This window comes from Plantactinospora sp. GCM10030261, assembly GCF_042666615.1.
GTDB lineage: Bacteria > Actinomycetota > Actinomycetes > Mycobacteriales > Micromonosporaceae > KBS50.
The window spans coordinates 1-19,651 of the sequence record NZ_JBHTDD010000013.1; the positions used below are offsets into that span (position 1 = coordinate 1).

The window sequence follows — 19,651 nt, forward strand, 5'->3', positions numbered from 1 at the left end:
CCCTGAACGCCTTCCAGATCGCCTTCGAAGGCCGGCTCACCCCGGCCAACAACTGACCACCTCAACAACCAAGATCAGCCGTTAACTTGACAGACCCCCGCCTTCGACGTGCGCGGCGTCAGCGACCCGCTGCTCGACCCGCGCCTGCCCCGGCTCCTCACCGCGACCCGCCAATACCGTCGCTGTCGCGGCGTCGCGGTCTACGCGGTCGACTCCGACTGGCGGCTCTCCCTGGACACAGGTGAAACGATCGCTTTCCTCCCCGGCCACGGGCAGCGGGTGCTCGAGTCGGCTGAAAGGGTGGATGACCAGCTTCTCGATTGCCTGACGGCATCCGCTGGTGTGCTAGCCGACCTGTTTCCGCCAACCTCGCCTGGATAATCGCAACATCAAGATCGTCGAACGAGCGGACCCTAGCTCCATCGATGCCGTGCTCATCGGTCCCACACGGCGCTGGTAGTCGAATATTCCCTATCAGTCCATGCCTGTGGGTCGCCGTGTACCACCGGATGCCCGTCGTCCATGGCGCGCGAGCACCCCGCGAGCAGCCGGGTACCGCGTCCCGGAGGACCATAAGTCAGCTGAGCAGAACCGGTGCTTGGCCGGCCATGCCACTCGAAGCGGTGGGCGTAGAGGCCGGCCGCGGCGACGGGTGTCGGCGATGGCGATCTCCAGGCTCTCGCTCGGCTCCGGCGTCGCATCCACCGGCCGGCGCTCGGCCACGACGTCGCGGTAGACCTCGTCGGGCGTGAAGCCCTCGGCGAGGTACTACAGCACCTCGAACTGGTCCTCGGGCAGCAGCGTGCCGAACGCGTCGAGCTGGCGCTTGTCGATGATCGTGCGTACCGCCCGCAGCACCTGGTCATCGATGCCGAGGTGACGCAGCACCGTGTCGGAGTAGCGGCCGAAAGGCAGGCTGGGCGCCTCCGCTGCGGCCTTCTCCAGCGCCGGGGTGAGCTGCTCGATGGCGACGACGTTGCGGACCTCCAGCGCCCGCGTTGCCGTGTTCAGCGTGTAGAGCCGCTACGCGGCCCAGGTGTACGCGTAGTCGCGCGGCGCGATGTTGAGTAGCAGGAAGGTATCGCGGCGCCAGCACCACCCCGCGCTCGAAATTGAGACGGTCGTCTTGGAGATGCTCGTTTGATGGACCCCGTCAGCATTCCGTCTCACCAGGTCAGGCTCGGCGGCAGCGATTCCGAAGCTCGGAGATGACTGCCTTTTCAAGCACGTTGGCGGCACCATCCACAGCGGCCACGAGGTCGGCCGCGTCGAAGACGTCATTCAATTCTCCCTGCTCGGCGTCCAGGCGTCGCCACACCTCGGCGGGGTCGAGATCAACAACCTGCTCGAGCTGTCTATCAATCACCTGATGCTGATCCCGGACCAGCCTCACCAGGTGCCGCATCAACAGCGTCTCGTCGTCCGCAATCTTGTGGTCCGCCGTAATGACGAGCCACGCGACCCACAGCATCAACTCGGGGTGCTGACTCCGCTTGCTCAGACCCTCAGCGAGTTCGATCACCCGCGCCTCGTTTCGGAAGACGGCTCGCGCGTGCCGGCCCGCGAGCAGCGTCGTATAGCGGTTCAAAAACACCGCAAGTGGAACGCCGACCACGGGGATACCGATCTTGATGACGTTGCGTTGCAGAAGGAACTTTCCAACGATGGGGAGGCTCTTCGCGGCGTTCAGGACCGCCCCAGAGTAAAAGCGCTTGATCAGTGGTCGCACTACGACCGGGACCGCCTTGACCACGCCTTCGCGGGCCATTTCCCCGCCCTTGATCGTGAAAGCCACCCGGATGAGCTTCCACATGTCATCGGGGTCGGACAGGTCTAGCGGGACTCGGTAGAGGACTGTGATGTCGTAGGCCAGGCGGAGCTGGAGCCGGGTGATGTACGCGACGTCGACCATTAAGGTCGCGATGGCGGCCGGGACAGTCGCCGACGAGGCACCACCGAGGCTCCCGAGGGTGGCGATGACGGCCGCCGAGTAGGCTCCGGCAGAGAGCCCACCTTCGAGCGCGGCGTAGCGAGCCGCCATCTTGATCTGCTGATCGACAATGGCATCCGCGGGTACGCCTCTATACCGCTCCTGGAAGTACTGCCAGTCGACTTTCTCCGTGTAGGACCGCAGGCCCTGAGCAATGAGCTTGGTGAACCAGCCGCCCGATCTGATGTCGTCCGGGCTCAGCCCCTTGATGAACTCGCGCAGCTCAGCCCGCTCCCGCTCGACAACCTCCCGGTCGGCATCGTTCCCGGCGTCGTCGTCGACGGCGTCCTTCGTAGCTTCGGTCATGGCGAATCCCTCCGGGGCGATTCCGCGCCTAGCAAGGCGGCCAGGCTTTACACAATCCCGCTGACCTTTCGGTGAGGTTCCCACCGGTAGCTCCAAGTGTCTCCGGTTCTTTTATCACCTCGCCATGAGTCTTTCCAATCTGATCTTGCAGGTCAGGGCGGGTGCGGTAGGCAGGACTCGCTCAGACGGCAGGGGTCCGGAGTGGCCCACTACCAAAGTGGTGCCTGTTGACTGTTCTGCGTCCGGGGTGCTGCTCGGCTCATCACGGAGGGCCTGCTGCCCGACGTACGCCACGAAGGACGCCGCCCGGATTCGTCGCTGAAAACGCCTACGCTTACGGACTTTCCTTGTTGCAGCGACAGTTCAATCTCCCGCGCGACGATTGTCGTGGCGGAACCACTCGTGCCGACACAACCCAATGCCACAAGTTGAGCGAATAAGGTGCTGGTCAGATAATCTCTGACAGTGCGGAAGTCCAGGTAATTGGGGGCACCTGGGCGCTGGAGATGCTTCTCGACCTGCTCGCGCGGCATGCACATCCCCGAGATCATCGAGGTACTATCGACATCCAGGGTGTCGAGCTGACAGATCTTCAAGAAGCTGGGCGTCGGGACCATGCGGTACTCATAACCTGGTTCTTCCTGCCCGCACTTGTTGTCGAGGGTCCGCATTACGTCGAGTTGTTGGCGGAAGTGGTCGTCGACACGACAACGCCAGGACGAACCGTCCGGGACCATCCGCTTGTACTGGACCAGAACAAAGCTGCGCCGTTGCTTGTGGTAGTAGATGAGGTCGGTACCGAGCCGCGTTTCGACCGGCCACCGGTTGACGTTCATGATTTCCAGCGTACGCCCATTACCGTCGGTGAATCTCCGAACAGCAAGTCTGTCGCTTTCTTGTCGGGTCCAGCCGAGAAACGTGGTCGCGTCGTGCTCTACCATCGGATCTTCTCGTGGCGTGATGCCCTGCATCGTGGGAAGGAAGGAGTCGCGGTCGGAGATGCTGCAGGCCTCGTCCTCCGTGAGAAAACCGCTTGCTGGCAGCAAATTGGGAGCGCCAGTGAACGCACACAGAGATGCGTAGGAGTCCCGCTCCTCCGCCAGCGCCGCCTTGCGCAGCGGCGGCAGATTAATGTCCCTGTTGCCGAACAGTGACCCAATTACTGGATCCAGCTCAGGGTCCTCGGCCATCAGGACATCGAGTACGGCCTTGCTGGCTTTGACAGTCAGTTTGCCCTGACGCTCCAGCGGCTGCCGCTGATCCTTCCGAAGTGCGGCCCGCAGGCGACTCATTTCCAACGGACGTTTGAGTTGAGTCAGTTCTCGTATCTGAAACGCCCAGCGGATGTCATCGGCCCTACTGTCGTCATCGACGCCCGCCATGAAATGTACGGCTTGTCGATATAAAATTAGGACTACGGCGGCACCGACCCGCGACCGGATCGGGAAGGAAACTCGGCAGTCACCCGAACCAGCGCCTCGTACTCGCCGGTCAGCGATTTCCTGTAGATACGACATGCACGCATCGTCGGCGAAGACTATCCCCAACTGGCGGCCACCCACTGTGCCTCCCTGCGATCGGCCGAGGTGCGAGTTCCGTAGCAGTTATTTCGCGGTCGCTCCAGGCGACCACTCGCTGGCGTAGGTTTCCATCTGACGGATGATCAGGTCGACGGCGGCGCGTTCGTGATCCGGAGGGTAGTCGTAGCGGGCCAGAAGGCGGCGGATATGGCTGCGGAGCTTGGCTCGTACCGGTTCACGGGAGAACCAGTCCACCGTGATGGACGACTGGATCGACTTGACCAACTGCCGGGCGATCTCCGCCAGGGTGCCGACGCCCATGAGCTCCGTAGCTGCACCGTTCTGGGCGACGGCGTCGTAGAAGGCCAGTTCGGCATGGTTGAGCGGAGGGTCGAACTGTTGGCCGCGCCGAGCGTCCGCGGACACCTGCTTGGCCAGCTCGACCAACTCGACGATCAGCTGCGCGCTGGTCAGCTGCTGACGCATGTAGCGGTTCATCAGGTCCTCGAGCTGAGCGGAGAAGCGTTCCTGACGGACCACGTTGTGCTTGGTGACCTCGCGCATCTTCCGCTCGATCAGCCGCCGCAGCGCCGCGGCGGCCAGGTGCGGGGTCTCGGAGTCCTGCAGGCGCTGCAATGCCACCCCGTTGAGCTCGGTGATGTCGAGCTTGCCGAGGCCCGCCTCCTCGTAGATGTCGGTGATGTCGGCGGCGTCGACCACCTCGGCGGCGAGCTGGGACAGGTAGCGTTCCACCTCGGCTGTGTTGGGCAGGCCCTTGGCTTCCCGGTCGGCGGCCTCCTCCTTGACGATCCACACTCGGACGTCGCGGAAGTAGCGGATGTCGCTGCGCATCCGCCGGATGTCACCCGCACGTTCAACGAAGTCGCGGCTGGTCGCGCAGAGGGTGTAGAACCGTTCCAGCCGGCCCGCCGAGTCACGGAACCGCCGGTGCAGCGGCTTCGTACCGGGCTCGACGTCGTTACCTGGGGTCCGCGGGTTGCGCAGGAAGTTGGCGGCCTTCTTCACCGCCCGGCGCCAGCGGGTCGGGTCCGTCTCGTCGTCCAGGATCTCCCGCCACTTGACCGGGGCCAGCATCGCCTCGAGGACGGAGATCTCGTTGAACACCTCGCTGATCGCCCGCTCGATCTCGCGGCCGAGGGTCTGGTCCTCCTGATCGCTGGGCGTGTACTCGGTGAGCGCCTTGCGCAGGTTCTCGGTCAGCGGGGCGTAGCCGACCAGCAGGCCGTCCTGCTTCTCCCGGAACCGGCGGTTGACCCGAGCCAGCGCCTGCATCAGGTTGGCGCCCTTCATCGGCCGGTCCATGTAGATGGTGTGGATCGGCGGCGCGTCGTAGCCGGTCAGCAGCATCGAGTGCACGATCAGCAGCTCCAGCTCGTCGTCCGGGTCTTTGGCGCGGGCCTGGATGGTCTTCTGCTGCGACGGGCGCAGGTGGTGCGGGCGTAGCGCCTCCTTATCGCTGGGCACCCCATGGAAGACGACCTTCATCTTGCCCTTGTCGACGGCAGGGTCCGCCCAGTCGGGCCGCAGCTCCTTGAGGGCGTCGAAGACGCGGACGCAGATCTCCCTGGTCGCGCAGACGAGCATGGCCTTGCCCGGGCCGCCGAGCTGCGGACGCATCAGCTCGCGTCGTTTCTCCCAGTGCTCGACGAGGTCCTTGGCGAGGGTCTCGACCCGGTCGGGGGCGCCGTAGACGGTGTTCATGGTGGCCGCGTACGCCTCGGCCCTACGCCGCTCCGCGTCGTCCAGGCTGGCAGTGAGCTGCTCCACCTGTTCGTCGATGCTCTCCGGGTCGATGTCCGGCGGCAGCGACACCGGAATGATCCGCGGCTCGTGGTAGACCCGCACGGTCGCCTCGTCGTCGACGGCACGCTTGAGGTCGTACACGTCGATGTAGTCGCCGAAGACGGCGCGGGTGTTCACCTCGGCGGTGGCGATCGGGGTGCCGGTGAAGGCAATGAACGTGGCGTGTGGCAGCGCGTCGCGGAGGTGCCGGGCGTAGCCGTCCAGGCTGTCGTAGTGGCTGCGGTGTGCCTCGTCGACGATCACCAGGATGTTGCGCCGGCCGGAAAGGAGCGGATGCGGCCTCCCGGCGTCGCGCTCTTCTTTTGTACGCCCGAACTTCTGCAACGTGGTGAAGATGATGCCGCCGGCGTTGCGGTTCGACAGCTTGTCCCGCAGTTCGGCGCGGGTGTCGGCCTGCTCCGGCTCCTGGCCCAGCAGCGTCTGGCTGTCGAGGAACGTGTCGAAGAGCTGGTCGTCGAGGTCGGTGCGGTCGGTGAGCACCACGATGGTCGGGTTCTTCAGGGCGGGGTGGCGGGCGGTCAGCGCCGCCGTGCAGACCATCTCCTCGGACTTGCCGGAACCCTGGGTGTGCCAGACGACGCCCGCCTTCCCGTCGCTCTGCGAGGCCCGAACGATGCATTCGACGGCCCGCACGACCGCGAAGTGTTGGTGCGCCTTCGCGATCCGTTTCGCCGTTGGCGTGAAGTTGACGAAGCCGCCGGTGAGCTCCAGGAAGCGCCGCTGGTTGAACAGGCCGTAGAGGGCGACGGTGAGCGCTTCCGGGCCGTCGTAGTCGGGCGAGGTGGTGTCGACGCGTTCCCCCTCGTCGTCGACGTTCCACGGCGAGAAGTGCTCGTAGGGGGTGAACGGGGTGCCGTACTTCGCGGTGACCCCGTCGGAGATCAAGCACAGGACGGCGTGCCGGAAGGCGAGCGGGAACTCCGCGAGGTACGCCTGAAGCTGGGCGTGCGCGCCCGTCAGGGTGGCATTCTCGTCAGCGGCGTTCTTTAGCTCGACGATCGCGACCGGTAGACCGTTGAGGTACAGCACGATGTCGAACCGGCGCCGGAAGTCACCGTCGACGATCGTAACCTGGTTGATCGCCCGGTAGACGTTGCGGCCGGGGTCGTCCAGGTCGGCCAGCCGTACGGTGGGGTTGTGCTCGGCACCGAACGCGTCGGTGTACGTGACCGAGCGGATGCCGTGGACCAGCCGCTCGTGCGCCGCCCGGTTCTCGGCGAACGCCTCCCAGGAGGCCACGTCGGTGGCGGCCCGCACCGCGTCGGCGACCGCCGTGGGCGGCAGGTCGGGGTTGAGCCGCTCGACCGCCGCCCGCAGGTCCTCGACGAGTACCAGATCAGCCCAGTCTCGCCGCTGCCCCGAGCCGGGCGCGAAATCCTTCCCAGCACTCGGCTCCCATCCGAGCTCGCCGAGATGCTCCAGCGCCAGCGCCTCCCAGCCCGCCTCGTTCATCCGCCCGTCCAATCCCATCCCCTCCCCGTGGACCTTCTCTACCTAAAGCGCTTCTTCAACAACCTTTTCCAGGTCCTGGACCCGCAACCGCCCTGACATCAACTCCGGCAGCAACGTGTCGCGTAGCTCGGTGAGCGTGTGGTTCTCCCGGGACTTCTGCTCCCGCATCGCGAACAGCGGTCGAGCGCGTTCGGTGAACTCAGCGATGGCCCCTTCGTTAGGCAGATGCACCGGAATGGCCAGGGCCCTTGACCTGTTTAGACCAGGGACGGCTGAGTCGGAGTTCATCTCACTCAAGCCCAGGCCCGTCAGCAGGAAGTACGCATACTCAGTGGTGAGTCGATCGTCAGTCATCCTGACGTAGTAAGTTGTATCGATTGGGAAAAAGTCGCCGTGGGACCAGTAAACCGAGCCTACGGTCCCCTTGCGGCCAACGATGACGCCGGGACCGCGTACGAGAGGCTGGTCGTGCCAGCCTGAAAGGCCGCCGCTACCATAGACTGCTGCCGGACCAGGGCGGCGCTGCGCTGCTGGAAGGGCTTTTCCATAAGCCAACTCGATCACATCACCGAGGGTGGATACTCGCTCGGTTTGTTGTGCTACGCGAGCGTGTTCGGCAGCCGCCAGCATATGAGTGGTGTAAGCGATGCGGTCGTTGACCGCGATCTTGTCATCCAGCGCACCTAGGCAGGCCGATATTCGCCGTTGCTCCCATACGGGAGGCAGGATGATGGGTATCTGCTTGATGTAGTTCCTATTGAGCATCGGCTGCGCGGCGCCCGAATTGTAACCGGAAAAGTCGATCTGGTTGAGCAGGTAGTAGACGAACCTCGGGTCATTGCCAAGAAAATCCGTGACGTACAGTGATGTGTTCAGGGGCCAGAAATCGTCAGGGCAATATGTGGCATGGCCCATCGAGGCTCCAGCCCGCCCCAACACGACTCCGGGTCCTTTAGTGCGTGCCGTGTCGTGGAATCCGCTTGGACCGGCTGCGCCAACAACCGGGATGTCGCCTGGCCGCCGTGCAGAAGTGGGCAGGTCATGTCCACGCTGGAGGCGGACAAGGTCGTCAAGCGTTGTAGCTCGCCATTCAGACATCCAAGCCCCCACGCTGGTGGCGAATGATGCTCTCGAGGCGAGACGATTCTTCGAAGTGGGCGTACAACTCCTTAGTGAGGCGTTCGATGCGGTCGGCGAGCGGTTCGGCATCCGGGTCTTCCTCGGCTTCGGCGGCGCCGACGTACTGGCCGGGCGTCAAGATGTGGTCGTGGGCGGCAACCTCGTCGAGCTTCGCGGAGTAACAGAAGCCGGGAACGTTCTCGTACGTCTGGCTCTTGGTCTTGGCGGACTTGGTTCCGCGCCAGGCGTGGTAGGTGTCGGCGATCTTGGCAATGTCGTCGTCGGTGAGGACGCGCTCGGTGCGATCGACCATCGTGCCGAGGGCGCGAGCGTCGATGAAGAGGATCTCGCCGCGCCGGTCGGCCAGCGCCTTCGCGCCCTGCGGGGTCTTGTCCTTGGTGAGGAACCACAGGCAGGCGGGGATGGCGGTGGTGCGGAACAGGTTCGGCGGGAGGGCGACCATGCAGGCCACCACGTCCGCCTCCACCATCGCCCGGCGGATCTCGCCCTCGCCGGACTGCTTGGAGGACATCGAGCCGTTGGCGAGGACGACGCCCGCACTGCCGCGGTCGCCCAGCTTGAAAAGGATGTGCTGGAGCCAGGCGTAATTGGCGTTGCTCTGCGGCGGCACGCCGTACCGCCAGCGCGGGTCGGTTTCGCGGCGCGCCCAGTCGCTCATGTTGAACGGCGGGTTCGCCATGATGAAGTGGGCCCGCCGGTCCGGGTGCTTGTCATCGGCGAACGTGTCGGCCCAGCGGTCGCCGATGCCGATTGGGTCCATCCCGTGGATGGCGAGGTTCATCTTCGCCAGCCGCCAGGTGCGCTCGTTGGCTTCCTGCCCGTAGACGGCGATGTCGTGGGTGTGGTCACGGCCGGCGCGGGCCTCGACGAACTTCTTGGACTGTACGAACATGCCGCCGGATCCGCAGCACGGATCGTAGACCCGGCCCTCATAGGGCTCCAGCACCTCGACAAGAATCCGCACCACGCTGGACGGGGTGTAGAACTCGCCGGCGCGCTTGCCCTCGGCGCGGGCAAATCGCTCCAGGAAGTACTCGTACGTCTCGCCGAGGACGTCCTGTGCCTTCCGGTCGCCGTGGCCGGTGAAGCGGGCGTCGCTGATCAGGTCGACGAGCTCCTTCAACCGCTTCTGGTCGACGTTATCCCGGTTGAAGATCTTCGGGAGGACGCCGGTCAGCGCCCGGTTCTCCCGCATGATCACGTCCATGGCGTCGTCGAGCAGTTCGCCGACACCGCTGGGCGCGTTCTCCACCAGGTAGTCCCAGCGGGCGTTCTCCGGGACCCAGAAGACGTTGGCGCTGGTGTACTCGTCGCGGTCGTCGAGGAACTCGGCGCGGCGGTTCTCCGGGATGTCGGAGAGGCTGCCGGCGATCTGATCGCGGCGCTCGGCGAACGCGTCCGAGACGTACTTGAGGAAGACCAGGCCGAGGACGAACTCCTTGTACTGCGCGGCGTCCATGGAGCCGCGCAGCTTGTCGGCGGCCTTCCAGAGGATGTCCTGGATCTGCTTGGTGCTGGACACGCCGAACAGCTCGGCCTGTCCGTTGGCGCGTTTACGTGGGGGCACTAGGTGTTCCGTTCTCTCGTTCAGGAGTTCGTACCGTACAAAGTCGTGAGGGTGCCGTCGGCGAAGCCGGTCACGATGAGTTCGCGCAACGTCGCCAGGAGGTCGGCCTGCCGCTGCAGTAGGTGCTCGCGTTCTTCCAGACGGCGCAGCACGTCGTCCAAGCGGGCCGCCTCCTCACGAGTCAGGTCGGGGATCGTGGCGTCCATCAGTCGCGGCCCCCGCACTGCACCAGGGCTGCGCGCCATGTTGCGGGCAGTGCCCAGGAGCGCCGCCAGTACTCGGGGAGTGAGCGGGTCGCTAGAGGAGATACGTAGGCCGCTGGCCGGAAACTCGATCACCGAAAAGCCTTCGTTATCGAGGAGAACCCCGAACCGGGGGACGCTAGTGACTACGAGGTCACCCGGTTCGGTGAAAGCGACCTGCGGGTACTGCGCGGCGAGGGTGAGCCTGTCCATCCAGCGCTTGGACGACTGCGCCAGTACCTCTGTCGCGCCGATGACCCGATGGTGGCCCTGCGGGCCGACATGCTCGGGGTTCAGGCGGTGTCCGGTGAGGGGGCGGACCCGGCGAGCCGTTCGTAGCGCCTCGCAAGAAAGCTCCTTCGGCCTGCTTCCCTCGCGCTGCACCGCTCCGGTGTTCAGGAAGCCGTTCTCCTTCCCGTACCGGACGGCCTCTTGCTCAGCGTCGGTTAGACGCCCCTCGATCTCGCCGACGAGTGCGGGGCGGTCGGCGGCCAGGCGGGCGCGGAGGGTAACCGAAGCTGGTCCGGGCGGCCGGAGCGCGGCGGCCCGACGTAGGTCGAGGTTCTCCAGTGGGACGATTCGGCCGGTGCGCGGGTCGTGGCCGTCGCTGCGGTGCCCCTCGGCGCGCCAGAGGAGGATGTCCTCGGCTGCGGACTCGACAGTGGGGTGGTCAAGCGCGTGACCGCTGAGGTCGGCGAGTAGCACGCGGCCCTTGGTGGTGGGGAGCGGGTCTCGGGTCAGCAGCCACAGAGCGGCGCGATGACCTGGTCTGGCCGGGTAGACGCCGCCCGGCAGTTGCACAACTGCCTCGACGATGCCGCTGCTCAGCAGCGCGGACCGGCGCAACGCCGCTGGCCCGTCTCGTAGTTGGTCGACGAGGCTGCTGGCAGGGCCGACGACGATGGCCGTGCGGCTCGGACCGAGCAGATCGGCGATCGCTTCAACCCGGTCGAGGTCGGCGAGGGCTTCTCGGCTCTCCGCCGGTTGGTAGGGGAGCCGAGTGACGATGAGGTCCGGTTCGGCGAACTCCTCGTTCAGCTCATCGGCGCGCACGTCGAACTGGAACTCGGCCAAATCGGCGAGGAGTAACTGCCGGCGCACCAGGCGGGCGAGTTCCTCGTCGGCGACGACCGCGTTGACTCGCAGATTGTCGCGGTCCTGGTCGCTTACCAGCGCTGTCAGTAGGTCGCCTGCGCCCGCGTTGCCGTCGGCGATGGTCACGGCGCGATGGGCGCGCAGCCGGGTCGGCACGTCGGCCACCCGACGGATCAGGGCCACCGTCTTCGGGGTGAGTGCGTCCGCTGTTAGCTCGGGCCAGCCGAGGCGGTTGGCGGAGCTGAGCAGGAACTGACAGCTGTGCCAGGGGTCGAAGGCCCCCTCGATCAGTTGCTCGACCAGTTGGGCGAGCCCGGTCGGTTCCGGGGCGTCAGCCAGCTCGTGCAGCAGAAACTCGTCATCGGGATCGAGGCGTCGAGCCAACGGCAGAGGATCGGCTGGCAGTGCCTGGCCGGTGAGGTGGCGGAGGCAGAGCGCGGCGCCGAGGACGACGATCGTGCGTCGGCCGCCGTGCCGCCGGGCGTACGCCGCCAGTGTGTGCATGGACCGCTCGGCGCGCAGGGTGTCCGCGTCGGCGTGGCCGAGCCCGGTCTGGAGTAGCCAAGCCACGACCGCGTCGGCGGGAAACAGCGGCTGTCCATGGTTGCCCGGCACAGGTGCAGGGAAGTCGGGGTGCCGCCGGCGCCAAGTTGTGACCGCAGGCTTTCTGACCCGCGCGAGCTGCGCGATCTCGCGCTGCGACATCAACTCCGCCTCCATGGCTCACCTCCTCGCTCTGGCGGTCACGGTACGAGTCCTGGACTCTCGGAGAAAAACGTAAATCTGTTATCCCGGGATAACACTGTGTAGGGCAGTGTAAGCGACCAATCTGCGGTTCCCTCGATGCGCCAACGACATCAGGGGGTCTGATGAACGAACCGCTCACGCTCTACCAGGAGCTCACCGACCGCCTTCAGCGGTCTCAGGTGCCCGGCCCGGTCAGCGACCTGGTTCTTGCCGCCTTCCACGGTGAGCAGGTTCTCGATGCCGTACTGCGAGGTGAGGCCCTTCCGCCGTCGCCCGAGCCGGATGAGGCGGGCGGTGCAACGCCGCAGGCATTCCTGGAAGAGGTCCGGGTTGCCGGCTTCCGCGGGATCGGCCAGCAGGTCACGGTCGGGCGGCTGCCCAAGACCGGGCTGACCGTGTTCGTGGGCCGCAACGGCTCCGGGAAGTCCAGCATCGCCGAGGCCGTCGAGTACGCGCTGACCGAGGACTCCTTGCGCTGGGCGCAGCGCCCGCCGGCCTTCCGCGAAGGCTGGCGGAACCTGCACCACGACGGCGCATCGGAGATCCGCCTCAACCTTCGGCTCGACTCCGGCCAGCAGGTGACGACTCATCGCACCTGGCCGGCTGGGGCCACGGATCTGACCTCCGCGACGGTCACCACGACCACGGGCGGCGCCGCGATGCCGCCCGGTCAGGTACCGCAGTGGGTCGGTCAGGCCGCCAGGTACCGGCCGTTCCTGTCGGCCCGCGACCTCGAACGGGTCATCACCGCGAAGCCGGCCGAACTGTACGACGCGATCGCGCCGATCCTCGGCCTGGGCTCGCTGCGCGACACCGACGCCCGGCTGCAGCAGCGGCGCAAGGTCTACGACGACCGTGCCAAGGTGCTAAAGGCGGCCTTCACCGAGCTGCGCGAACAGCTCGGTGAGATCGACGACGACCGCGCCCGCGACGCCCTGAGCGCGCTCGGTGCCCGTCCGCTCCGCGCAAACCTGACCCTGCTGGCTGACCTCGCTTGCGGCGACACCGCCACGTCGGAGGAACCTGCAGCGGCAGCCGCCCGGCGGCTCGCCGAGCAGGACTTGCCCGACCTGCATGGGGCGCTGGTTGCCCTCGCCGAGTCTGCGGAGGCGATGCGTGAGGCGACCGCGACCGACAGCGGCACCGCGGATCGGAGCGCTCGGCTGCTGCGGGCCGCACTCGACGTGCACCACGATCGTGGGAACGGCCCTTGCCCCGTGTGCCGCGTCGGGACCCTGGACCAGGACTGGCGTGCGCAGGCCGAGGAGGAACTCGCCAGGATGGCCGCGGTCGCTGCGGCGGCACGCGCGGCCCAGCAGGCTCACGCGCACGCCCGGCGTACGGTCGATGGGCTGCTCGGCGACATCCACCGGCTACTGGAACCGGCCGCTGCCACGCTGGCGCCCTACATCCCCGGCGAGAGCGCGGCGATGCGCGAAGCTCTCGCCGGCCTCGGCCCCGATCGGGTCGCCTGGGACAGTGTCGTCGCGGCGCACACCACCCTCGTGAAGGCGGCGGCCGGCTGGCTCGCCCAGCGTCACGACGCCTGGCGCGAGCCCGGCGCCGCGATCCGCCGGTGGGCCGACACCGCGGCCATGGTCCGCGCCGAGGCGCCGGCCCTGGCTCTGCTCACCAAGGCTCGTGCGGCTCTCGACACCGCCGAGAAGGCGATCCGTGCCGACCGACTGGGCAGCTTCGCCACGCAGTCGGACCGGATCTGGCAGAAGCTGCGGCAGGAGAGCAACGTCGAGCTGCGCCGGCTGCGGATGGAAGGAGTGAACAACACCCGCCGGGTCCTGTTCCCCGTAGCCGCCGACGGCGTCGAGACCAGCGCGCTCGCGGTGATGAGCCAGGGTGAGCTGCACGCCCTCGGCCTCGCGGTCTTCCTGCCCCGTGCCTGTGCCGACACCAGCCCGTACCGATTCGTGATCATCGACGACCCGGTGCAGAGCATGGATCCCACCAAGATCGACGGCTTGGCCGAGGTGTTGCGGGAGGTCGCCCTGACCCGGCAGGTCATCGTGTTCACCCACGACGACCGGCTGCCGGAAGCGATCCGCCGCCTCGACATCGAGGCCGACGTCCGGGAGGTCACTCGCCGCCAGGGCTCGATCGTCGAGATCCGCAAGGTCTGCGACCCAGCGGACCGCTACCTCGATGATGCCCGCGCCCTGGTCGCCGCGGACATCGCGGACGAGGCGAAGTACCTGATGGTCGCCGGGTTCTGCCGGTCCGCGATCGAGTCGGTGAGTATGGATCGCTACCGGGCCGCCGAGCATCGGCGCGGCACGCCCTACCAGCAGATCCAGGAAGGGCTAAGCCGGGCGCACACCGTCAAGGACCGGCTCAGCCTCGGGCTCTTCGGCCGCCTCGTACCCCGACCGGAGCTCTTCGCTCGTCTCGACCGTGACTACGGCACGCAGGCCACCCGGACGGTCAAAGCGGTGGCGGATGCGGTCCACGGCCACCGGAGCATGCCCGTCCGGGCGATGGTCGCCAACACCGCTGCGCTCGTGGGGCGGTTGCGATGACGACGTCGCTGTACCTCGCCACCGCCGACCGGATGCTCAGCAGCGTCATCCGAGGCACCCGTGGAGCCTGGCCCCGTGCGTGCGCGTGGCTGCTTCGCCACGAACTGGAAGCAGCGATGGACCGGTACTGGGCTCGCGTCTGCCCGGAGATCGGACGGACCCGGGTGCAGCGGCCGAAGCTGCTGCTGCTCGCCCACTACGCCGGCCCCGACCTTGGGCGTCGGGCCAGCTACCTGTGGTGGGCGCTGTCCCGCGCCGGTCACCACCACCACTACGAACTCGGCGTCACCGCAGCCGAGCTGACTCGGCTCCGCGCCGAACTCCTCGACCTCGTCGCGCTCCTTGACCACTCGGAGGCACGCGCATGCTGAAGAAGGATCACGCCTTGCTTATCCTCGGCGTTGAGGCGCTGGCCATGGGTCCGCCTGGACAGCGTTGCCCGAGAACGGCACACAGCCTGCGATTAAGCCGACCTTGTTACGCCGTGCCGACGCGGGACGACGGATGCGGTTGCTTCGGCGGCGGCGTGTGAGAGTTCGGGTAGGACGTCGCCGTAGAACTTGGCGGTGAAGTGTGGGCTGGAGTGGCGGAGCCGGTTGGAGATGACCTTCATCTGCACACCGGCGGCCAGCCCCATGGTCGCGGCACCGTGTCGGAGGTCGTGAAGTCGGATGGGTGGGAGGCCGGCTTGGGTGGTGAGGTGGTGGAAGTGGTCGGTGACGTCGGCCGGGTGAAGCCGACCACCGGTGGGCGTGGTGAACACGAGCCCGGTAGCGGTCCAAGCGGTACCGGCGGCGAGGCGTTCGCGGTGTTGCCTCGCGCGGTGGGCGCGTAGCACCGCCACGGTCTCGGTGTCCAGGGCGACTGCGGCCTCGCTGTCGGCGGTTTTGGGTGTGTCGATGGTGGTGGTCCAGCCGTGTTGGACGAGTTGCCAGCGGACGGTGAGGGTGGCGGCGTCGAGGTCGAGGTCGTCCCAGTGCAGGCCGCATGCTTCGCCTCGGCGCAGGCCGGTGAAGGTGATGAGGTGGTAGAGGGCGTAGAGCCGGTCGTTCGCGTCGTGTGTGTGGTCGAGGAATCTGCCGGTGTGTTCGGGGGTCCAGATCATGACGGGGCTGGGGGTCTTGCCGGTGTCGCGCCAGGTGCGGATACGTTGGTCGGTCCAGACGGTGGGCTTGGGTGGTCGGGTTGTGGGTAGTTCGATCATGAGGGCGGGGTTGGTGTCGATGTAGCGGTGGCGGCGTATCGCGTCGTTGAGGGCCTTGCGCAGGGTGGCGTGGATGACGTGCAGGGTCCGATTGCCGACGATCCGCTGGTTCTTGACCTGGTCGCGTTTCGCGGGGTCGCGGCTCGCGCGCAGGGTGGCGATAGTGGTGTTGCGTTCGGCGATGGCGTCGTACATGGCATCGATGTGTCCGGGACGGAGCCGGTCGATCCGCAGATGCCCGAGGTACGGGATCAGGTACAGCCGGACGTGCCCTTCGTAGGAACGCAGGGTGCCGGCCTTGATGTTCTTGCGCCCGGCGAGCCAGTCGGTCAGGTACATCTCCATCGTCGGCAGGTCCGTCGGAGTGATGTCCAGGTGCAGCGCCCGCCGGACCTGATCCGGGCTGGGAATCGGCGCGCCAGCCTTGACGGCGGTCTCGATCAGATCGCCGGTCTTGACGGTAGCGTGCGGGTCGGTGGCGTCGGGGACAGCGAGCGCAGCCCGGATGCGGTCCAGGACGGCGTCAGCATCGGCCTGGGTGGCGTACGGGCCGTGGCGCAGTGGGCGGCGGGTGCCGTCAGCGCGGGCGGGGATCTCGATTTGCCAGTGCCAGTGGCCGTGGGTGCGGGACCAGCCGCCGCCGGGCCGGCGTAGCTGGGGACAGGAACGTCCCAGCCGCCGGCCCGTGACGCTGTCGCGGCAGCCGCAGCGTTTGAAGATTGATCCCTTCATTCGTCATCTCCTGGGTGCTCCGTCTGGTGCCGCCAACGGTGTCGGGTGGAATCCGCTGGTGGCGGGGTCGTCGCATCCACGCTCACCTTCGCGTACGCATCAAGTCGCCCGCCGCCGGCCGCGGCGGGGTCGGGTTGGAGGAGGTGAAGCAGGGCGGCGACCGGGACGATGATCCGGCTGCCGGCCCGGATCAGCGGTAGCGGGAACCGGTCGGCAGCGGCGAGCCGGTACGCCTGGGATCGGCTGATCCCGAGCACCGAGGCGGTGGTGGCGAGGGTGGTGGTGACGCCGAGGGCACGTACGCGCTCGACGGTCCAAACCTGCCCTCCGTTGGGCGTGGACCTGGCGGCGGTGCTGTCGGTCGTGGTGTGGGTGGTCTGGTCAGCGGGGTTCGGGTGCGTGTTCATGTTCAGGTTTCTCCTGGTCATGAGAGGGATGGCTGTGCTGTACGGATTCGAGCGGGAGGATTTCGCCGGAGTCGACCGGCTGCGGGACGTCGGTGACGGCGCCCGCGCGCCTGTCCGGTGAGAGAGCTGGCGGTTTCCTGTCGGTCGGCGCGACTGGGTCGACGATCGGCTCGGGTGCCGTCGGCGTCTCGGTCTTGAGTGCCTTGAGTAGTTCGGATACTCGGGTGTTGGACACGGTGTGGCCGGCTGTGCGGAGGGCTTCGGCGAGTGCTGCCCTTGTTAGTGGCTGTCCGTCCGCAGAGAGCCGGTCCTGGACGCGTCGTGCCGCCGGCAGCAGTTCGGCCACATCGCCGGGGTGCTGGGCGGACCGTCCCCGGTTCACTCGCCCGTGTCGGTCCCGTCCGCGATGCTGGCGGCGAGCATCCGGGACGCGGACGGTCCGGGTGGCGGACCGCTCCCCCGCTGTCCCGCCGGACCGGGTCGTCTCATCCGGACCGCTATCTGTCACGGTCCGGTCCGGCGGACAATCGGCGGCCTCGGCTGCGGTGGTTGGTGTCGTGGTGGCGGCGTAGCCGAGGGCCACCTTGACCATGACGAGGAACCCGAGCGCGGGTACGGCGGCGGCGATCCAGCCGATCGGTGACGGCTCGGCCTCCACCACCTGCGCGGCCAGGGACAGGGTGACCGCGCAGGCCAGCACGGTCGCGGGGAACACCGTCGAGGTGTGGGCGCGTTTGCGTCGGCGTAGTTCCAGGCCGGAGGCGATCGACATGAGTTCCAGGACGATCGCGTCGGCCCAGGCCAGCCAGCCGGGTTGGCCGTGCGCGGCGGCGACGTTGTGGACATGGGTGAAGCTGGCCGCCCCGGCAGCCCCACCGATCGCCAGCATGATCACGATCTGGACGCCGCCCTCGATCCGGTTGCCGGGCGGACCGGCGTCCGGGTCAGGGACCGGTGTAATCGTGGCGGACCACCTCCCCGACCCGGACCAGGGCGACGCTCGGTCCGCCGGACGCAGAACGCTGGGACGGTCCGCAGACCGGTCCGACATGACACCACGCCGGGGACGGGGACCGGACACCGTTCGCGGACCGGCCGATGGGGACGGCGGACCGAACCCCCGTCCCGCCACGGTCGCAGCGGACGGCTGGTGCTCGCCCGGATCTGTCAGCACCGACCGAACGGGCGCCGACAGATCCGTGACAGACGCCGGCCGTTGCTGCCCGCCGCGCGGGCGAGGTACCGTCCGCCGCCGTCGTACCGTCGCCGGGCGTCACGCCGCCTCACCCGCCCGTGGCCGGACGTCGAGAACGTACCCGGCCAGGTCGGCAAGCCGGAGCCGCTGCCCTGCCCCACCGGCGATAGCCCACACCGCGCCGGCCGGGGACAGGCCCGCGGTCGCGGCGTGGTCGCGGGCACCGGTAGCGAACGGCAGCGGCGGCGCCGTGTCGGCCAGCACCCGGCGCAGGTTCCGCTCCCGGGCAGCCGAGTGCAGCCAGAACAGCACCGGCCATACTCGGCCGATCGTGCCGAACAACTCCCGATAGCCGGCCACCTTGCCGGCCAGCACCGACAACTGCTCGGCGCCGGTGTCGTACTCGATAAAGAACGGCACCTCGACACCGTCTTCGACCCACCGGCCGTAGCCGTCGGGGCGCACCCGCGGCCGGTACGCCCACACCAACGGATCCTGCCCGCTGGTGAACGTACCGGCGTGCTGGCACGCCGCCTCCGGCAACCACTCCACCAGGCCAGCGCCCACACCGGTGCGGGCATAGCCGGCGAGGTCGGTGAAGAAGCCGTTCACTCCGAGCCGGTGCGCCAGGCTGCGGGTCGAGGTCCAGCGTCGCCGCTCCACCCGGGCGTGATCCCGCCGCGGTGGCCGCTCGTCCCGGGCCGCGGCGACGACCTCGGCGCCGAGCTGGTCGATGACGTAGTGGTACGGGTACGAGCCGCCATCGGCCCGCTGCGGCCGGAACCGGGCGACGAGGCGCAGCCGGTACAGGGTCCGCAGCCGCCGCTGGCAGAAGTCCAGCGACGGGAACAGGGCATGCGCGATCTGGAACGACGTCAGCACGCCGTGGTCGTACAACCAGCCCAGCAACACGCGGTCACGGCGGGTCAACTGGGACTGGACACGAAGGACCGGATCATCCACCGGCTACCACCTCCTTCCTGATACGGATGCCGGCCGCCGGGGAGAGACCCGAGACCAGACAGGGTCTGTCGCAGGACAAGGGCCCGGCATGGACAGCCGGACCGGCCTGCGGTGTGAGACGAAACAGGGGGTCCGTCCGGGGGTCCGGTTGAAGACTGACCCCAACACGGACACCAACCCGGACCCCGCAACGGGGATCGACACGGAATCTGTCACCGCCACCGGCCGAAGACCGGCGCGCACAGACGAGATGTACGGAGAACACAGCAACTCCTTGATCGAAATCGGGATGGCGCCGACAGTCACGGCGCCGTGGCGAAGTCAACGGGGATGGTCCTGCCGGATCCGCCGCGCGGCAGGTGCGACGGCTCAAGCAACGTGCACTGTGGAGTTGTCAACCAACATGCGGACCGGCGTACCGGCCGAGCTGGAAGGATCCGGGCAGCAGCGATCGACACGACAGCCGGAATGGGCGGTCGCGGACAACAGGAAGAACGGTGGCGGTAGACGGAGCGGCCAGGTGCCGCACCGGCAGCGGGCCCGCCTCAACCCGTGACAGGAACTCCCACGAACCGTCGACGACGCCGACGGCCGGGTAGGGCGTCGACTCAACCCGCCGGAGCAACATCCTTCATGGCGACCCCCTGTCACCTGGAACCATCGACGGCCAACCCACCCCTGGGTCCCCGAACGACCGGCGACGCTCCCGAAGGAGCGCCACCAACTTGCTCGATCA

General features: G+C 67.5%; 12 protein-coding genes. 2 read left to right on the plus strand and 10 right to left on the minus strand.

The features are described 5' to 3' along the window. Positions 1–1,174 precede the first annotated feature (1,174 nt). From ACFQUZ_RS16710 to ACFQUZ_RS16735, 6 genes are all read right to left on the minus strand, one after another. Positions 1,175–2,296 carry a hypothetical protein gene (locus ACFQUZ_RS16710; protein ID WP_377443085.1) on the minus strand — a complete coding sequence of 374 codons (1,122 nt, stop codon included), beginning with the start codon at positions 2,294–2,296 and terminating at the stop codon, positions 1,175–1,177. Between the two features lie 209 nt (positions 2,297–2,505). Beyond that, entirely contained in the window at positions 2,506–3,858 is a 1,353-nt protein-coding gene (locus ACFQUZ_RS16715; RefSeq protein ID WP_377443087.1) for a hypothetical protein, read from the minus strand. Between the two features lie 42 nt (positions 3,859–3,900). After that, positions 3,901–7,110: a type I restriction endonuclease subunit R gene (locus ACFQUZ_RS16720; RefSeq protein ID WP_377443089.1), complete on the minus strand. Its 3,210-nt coding sequence runs from the start codon at positions 7,108–7,110 to the stop codon at positions 3,901–3,903. Positions 7,111–7,134: 24 nt separating this feature from the next. Continuing rightward, entirely contained in the window at positions 7,135–8,301 is a 1,167-nt protein-coding gene (locus tag ACFQUZ_RS16725) for a restriction endonuclease subunit S (RefSeq protein WP_377443091.1), read from the minus strand. After that, positions 8,183–9,799, minus strand: a complete 1,617-nt coding sequence (locus ACFQUZ_RS16730; protein WP_377443093.1) for a type I restriction-modification system subunit M — start codon at positions 9,797–9,799, stop codon at positions 8,183–8,185. Before ACFQUZ_RS16730 ends, ACFQUZ_RS16725 begins: the two co-directional genes overlap by 119 nt. A 20-nt stretch (positions 9,800–9,819) precedes the next feature. Beyond that, positions 9,820–11,751, minus strand: coding sequence for an SAM-dependent DNA methyltransferase (locus ACFQUZ_RS16735; protein ID WP_377443095.1), 1,932 nt, complete (start codon positions 11,749–11,751; stop codon positions 9,820–9,822). Positions 11,752–12,005: 254 nt separating this feature from the next. Between ACFQUZ_RS16735 and ACFQUZ_RS16740 the strand changes: the two genes are divergently transcribed. Then, the gene (locus tag ACFQUZ_RS16740; protein WP_377443097.1) at positions 12,006–14,414 is read left to right on the plus strand and encodes an AAA family ATPase; all 2,409 of its coding nucleotides are present in this window, start codon (positions 12,006–12,008) and stop codon (positions 14,412–14,414) included. After that, positions 14,411–14,785, plus strand: coding sequence for a hypothetical protein (locus ACFQUZ_RS16745; RefSeq protein ID WP_377443099.1), 375 nt, complete (start codon positions 14,411–14,413; stop codon positions 14,783–14,785). Before ACFQUZ_RS16740 ends, ACFQUZ_RS16745 begins: the two co-directional genes overlap by 4 nt. 92 nt (positions 14,786–14,877) lie before the next feature. Here the strand turns inward: ACFQUZ_RS16745 and ACFQUZ_RS16750 are convergent, their stop codons facing one another. From ACFQUZ_RS16750 to ACFQUZ_RS16765, 4 genes are all read right to left on the minus strand, one after another. Beyond that, positions 14,878–16,350: a tyrosine-type recombinase/integrase gene (locus ACFQUZ_RS16750; RefSeq protein WP_377443100.1), complete on the minus strand. Its 1,473-nt coding sequence runs from the start codon at positions 16,348–16,350 to the stop codon at positions 14,878–14,880. Further along, a complete protein-coding gene (locus ACFQUZ_RS16755) occupies positions 16,347–16,757 on the minus strand; it encodes a helix-turn-helix transcriptional regulator (RefSeq protein WP_377443102.1) in 411 nt (136 codons plus the stop codon). The genes ACFQUZ_RS16750 and ACFQUZ_RS16755 overlap by 4 nt, the downstream gene beginning before the upstream one ends. After that, a complete protein-coding gene (locus ACFQUZ_RS16760; protein WP_377443409.1) occupies positions 16,732–17,646 on the minus strand; it encodes a DUF2637 domain-containing protein in 915 nt (304 codons plus the stop codon). The genes ACFQUZ_RS16755 and ACFQUZ_RS16760 overlap by 26 nt, the downstream gene beginning before the upstream one ends. Before the next feature lie 384 nt (positions 17,647–18,030). Next, entirely contained in the window at positions 18,031–18,915 is an 885-nt protein-coding gene (locus ACFQUZ_RS16765; protein ID WP_377443104.1) for a replication-relaxation family protein, read from the minus strand. Positions 18,916–19,651 lie beyond the last annotated feature (736 nt).

Excerpts from the sequence above, each read along its gene's own strand:
- ACFQUZ_RS16755 (WP_377443102.1), bottom strand. The coding sequence starts at position 16,757 with ATGAACACGCACCCGAACCCCGCTGACCAGACCACCCACACCACGACC.
- ACFQUZ_RS16710 (WP_377443085.1), bottom strand. The coding sequence starts at position 2,296 with ATGACCGAAGCTACGAAGGACGCCGTCGACGACGACGCCGGGAACGAT.
- ACFQUZ_RS16750 (WP_377443100.1), bottom strand. The coding sequence starts at position 16,350 with ATGAAGGGATCAATCTTCAAACGCTGCGGCTGCCGCGACAGCGTCACG.
- ACFQUZ_RS16745 (WP_377443099.1), top strand. The coding sequence starts at position 14,411 with ATGACGACGTCGCTGTACCTCGCCACCGCCGACCGGATGCTCAGCAGC.
- ACFQUZ_RS16725 (WP_377443091.1), bottom strand. The coding sequence starts at position 8,301 with ATGCCGAACCGCTCGCCGACCGCATCGAACGCCTCACTAAGGAGTTGT.
- ACFQUZ_RS16720 (WP_377443089.1), bottom strand. The coding sequence starts at position 7,110 with ATGGGATTGGACGGGCGGATGAACGAGGCGGGCTGGGAGGCGCTGGCG.
- ACFQUZ_RS16740 (WP_377443097.1), top strand. The coding sequence starts at position 12,006 with ATGAACGAACCGCTCACGCTCTACCAGGAGCTCACCGACCGCCTTCAG.
- ACFQUZ_RS16760 (WP_377443409.1), bottom strand. The coding sequence starts at position 17,646 with ATGCTGGCGATCGGTGGGGCTGCCGGGGCGGCCAGCTTCACCCATGTC.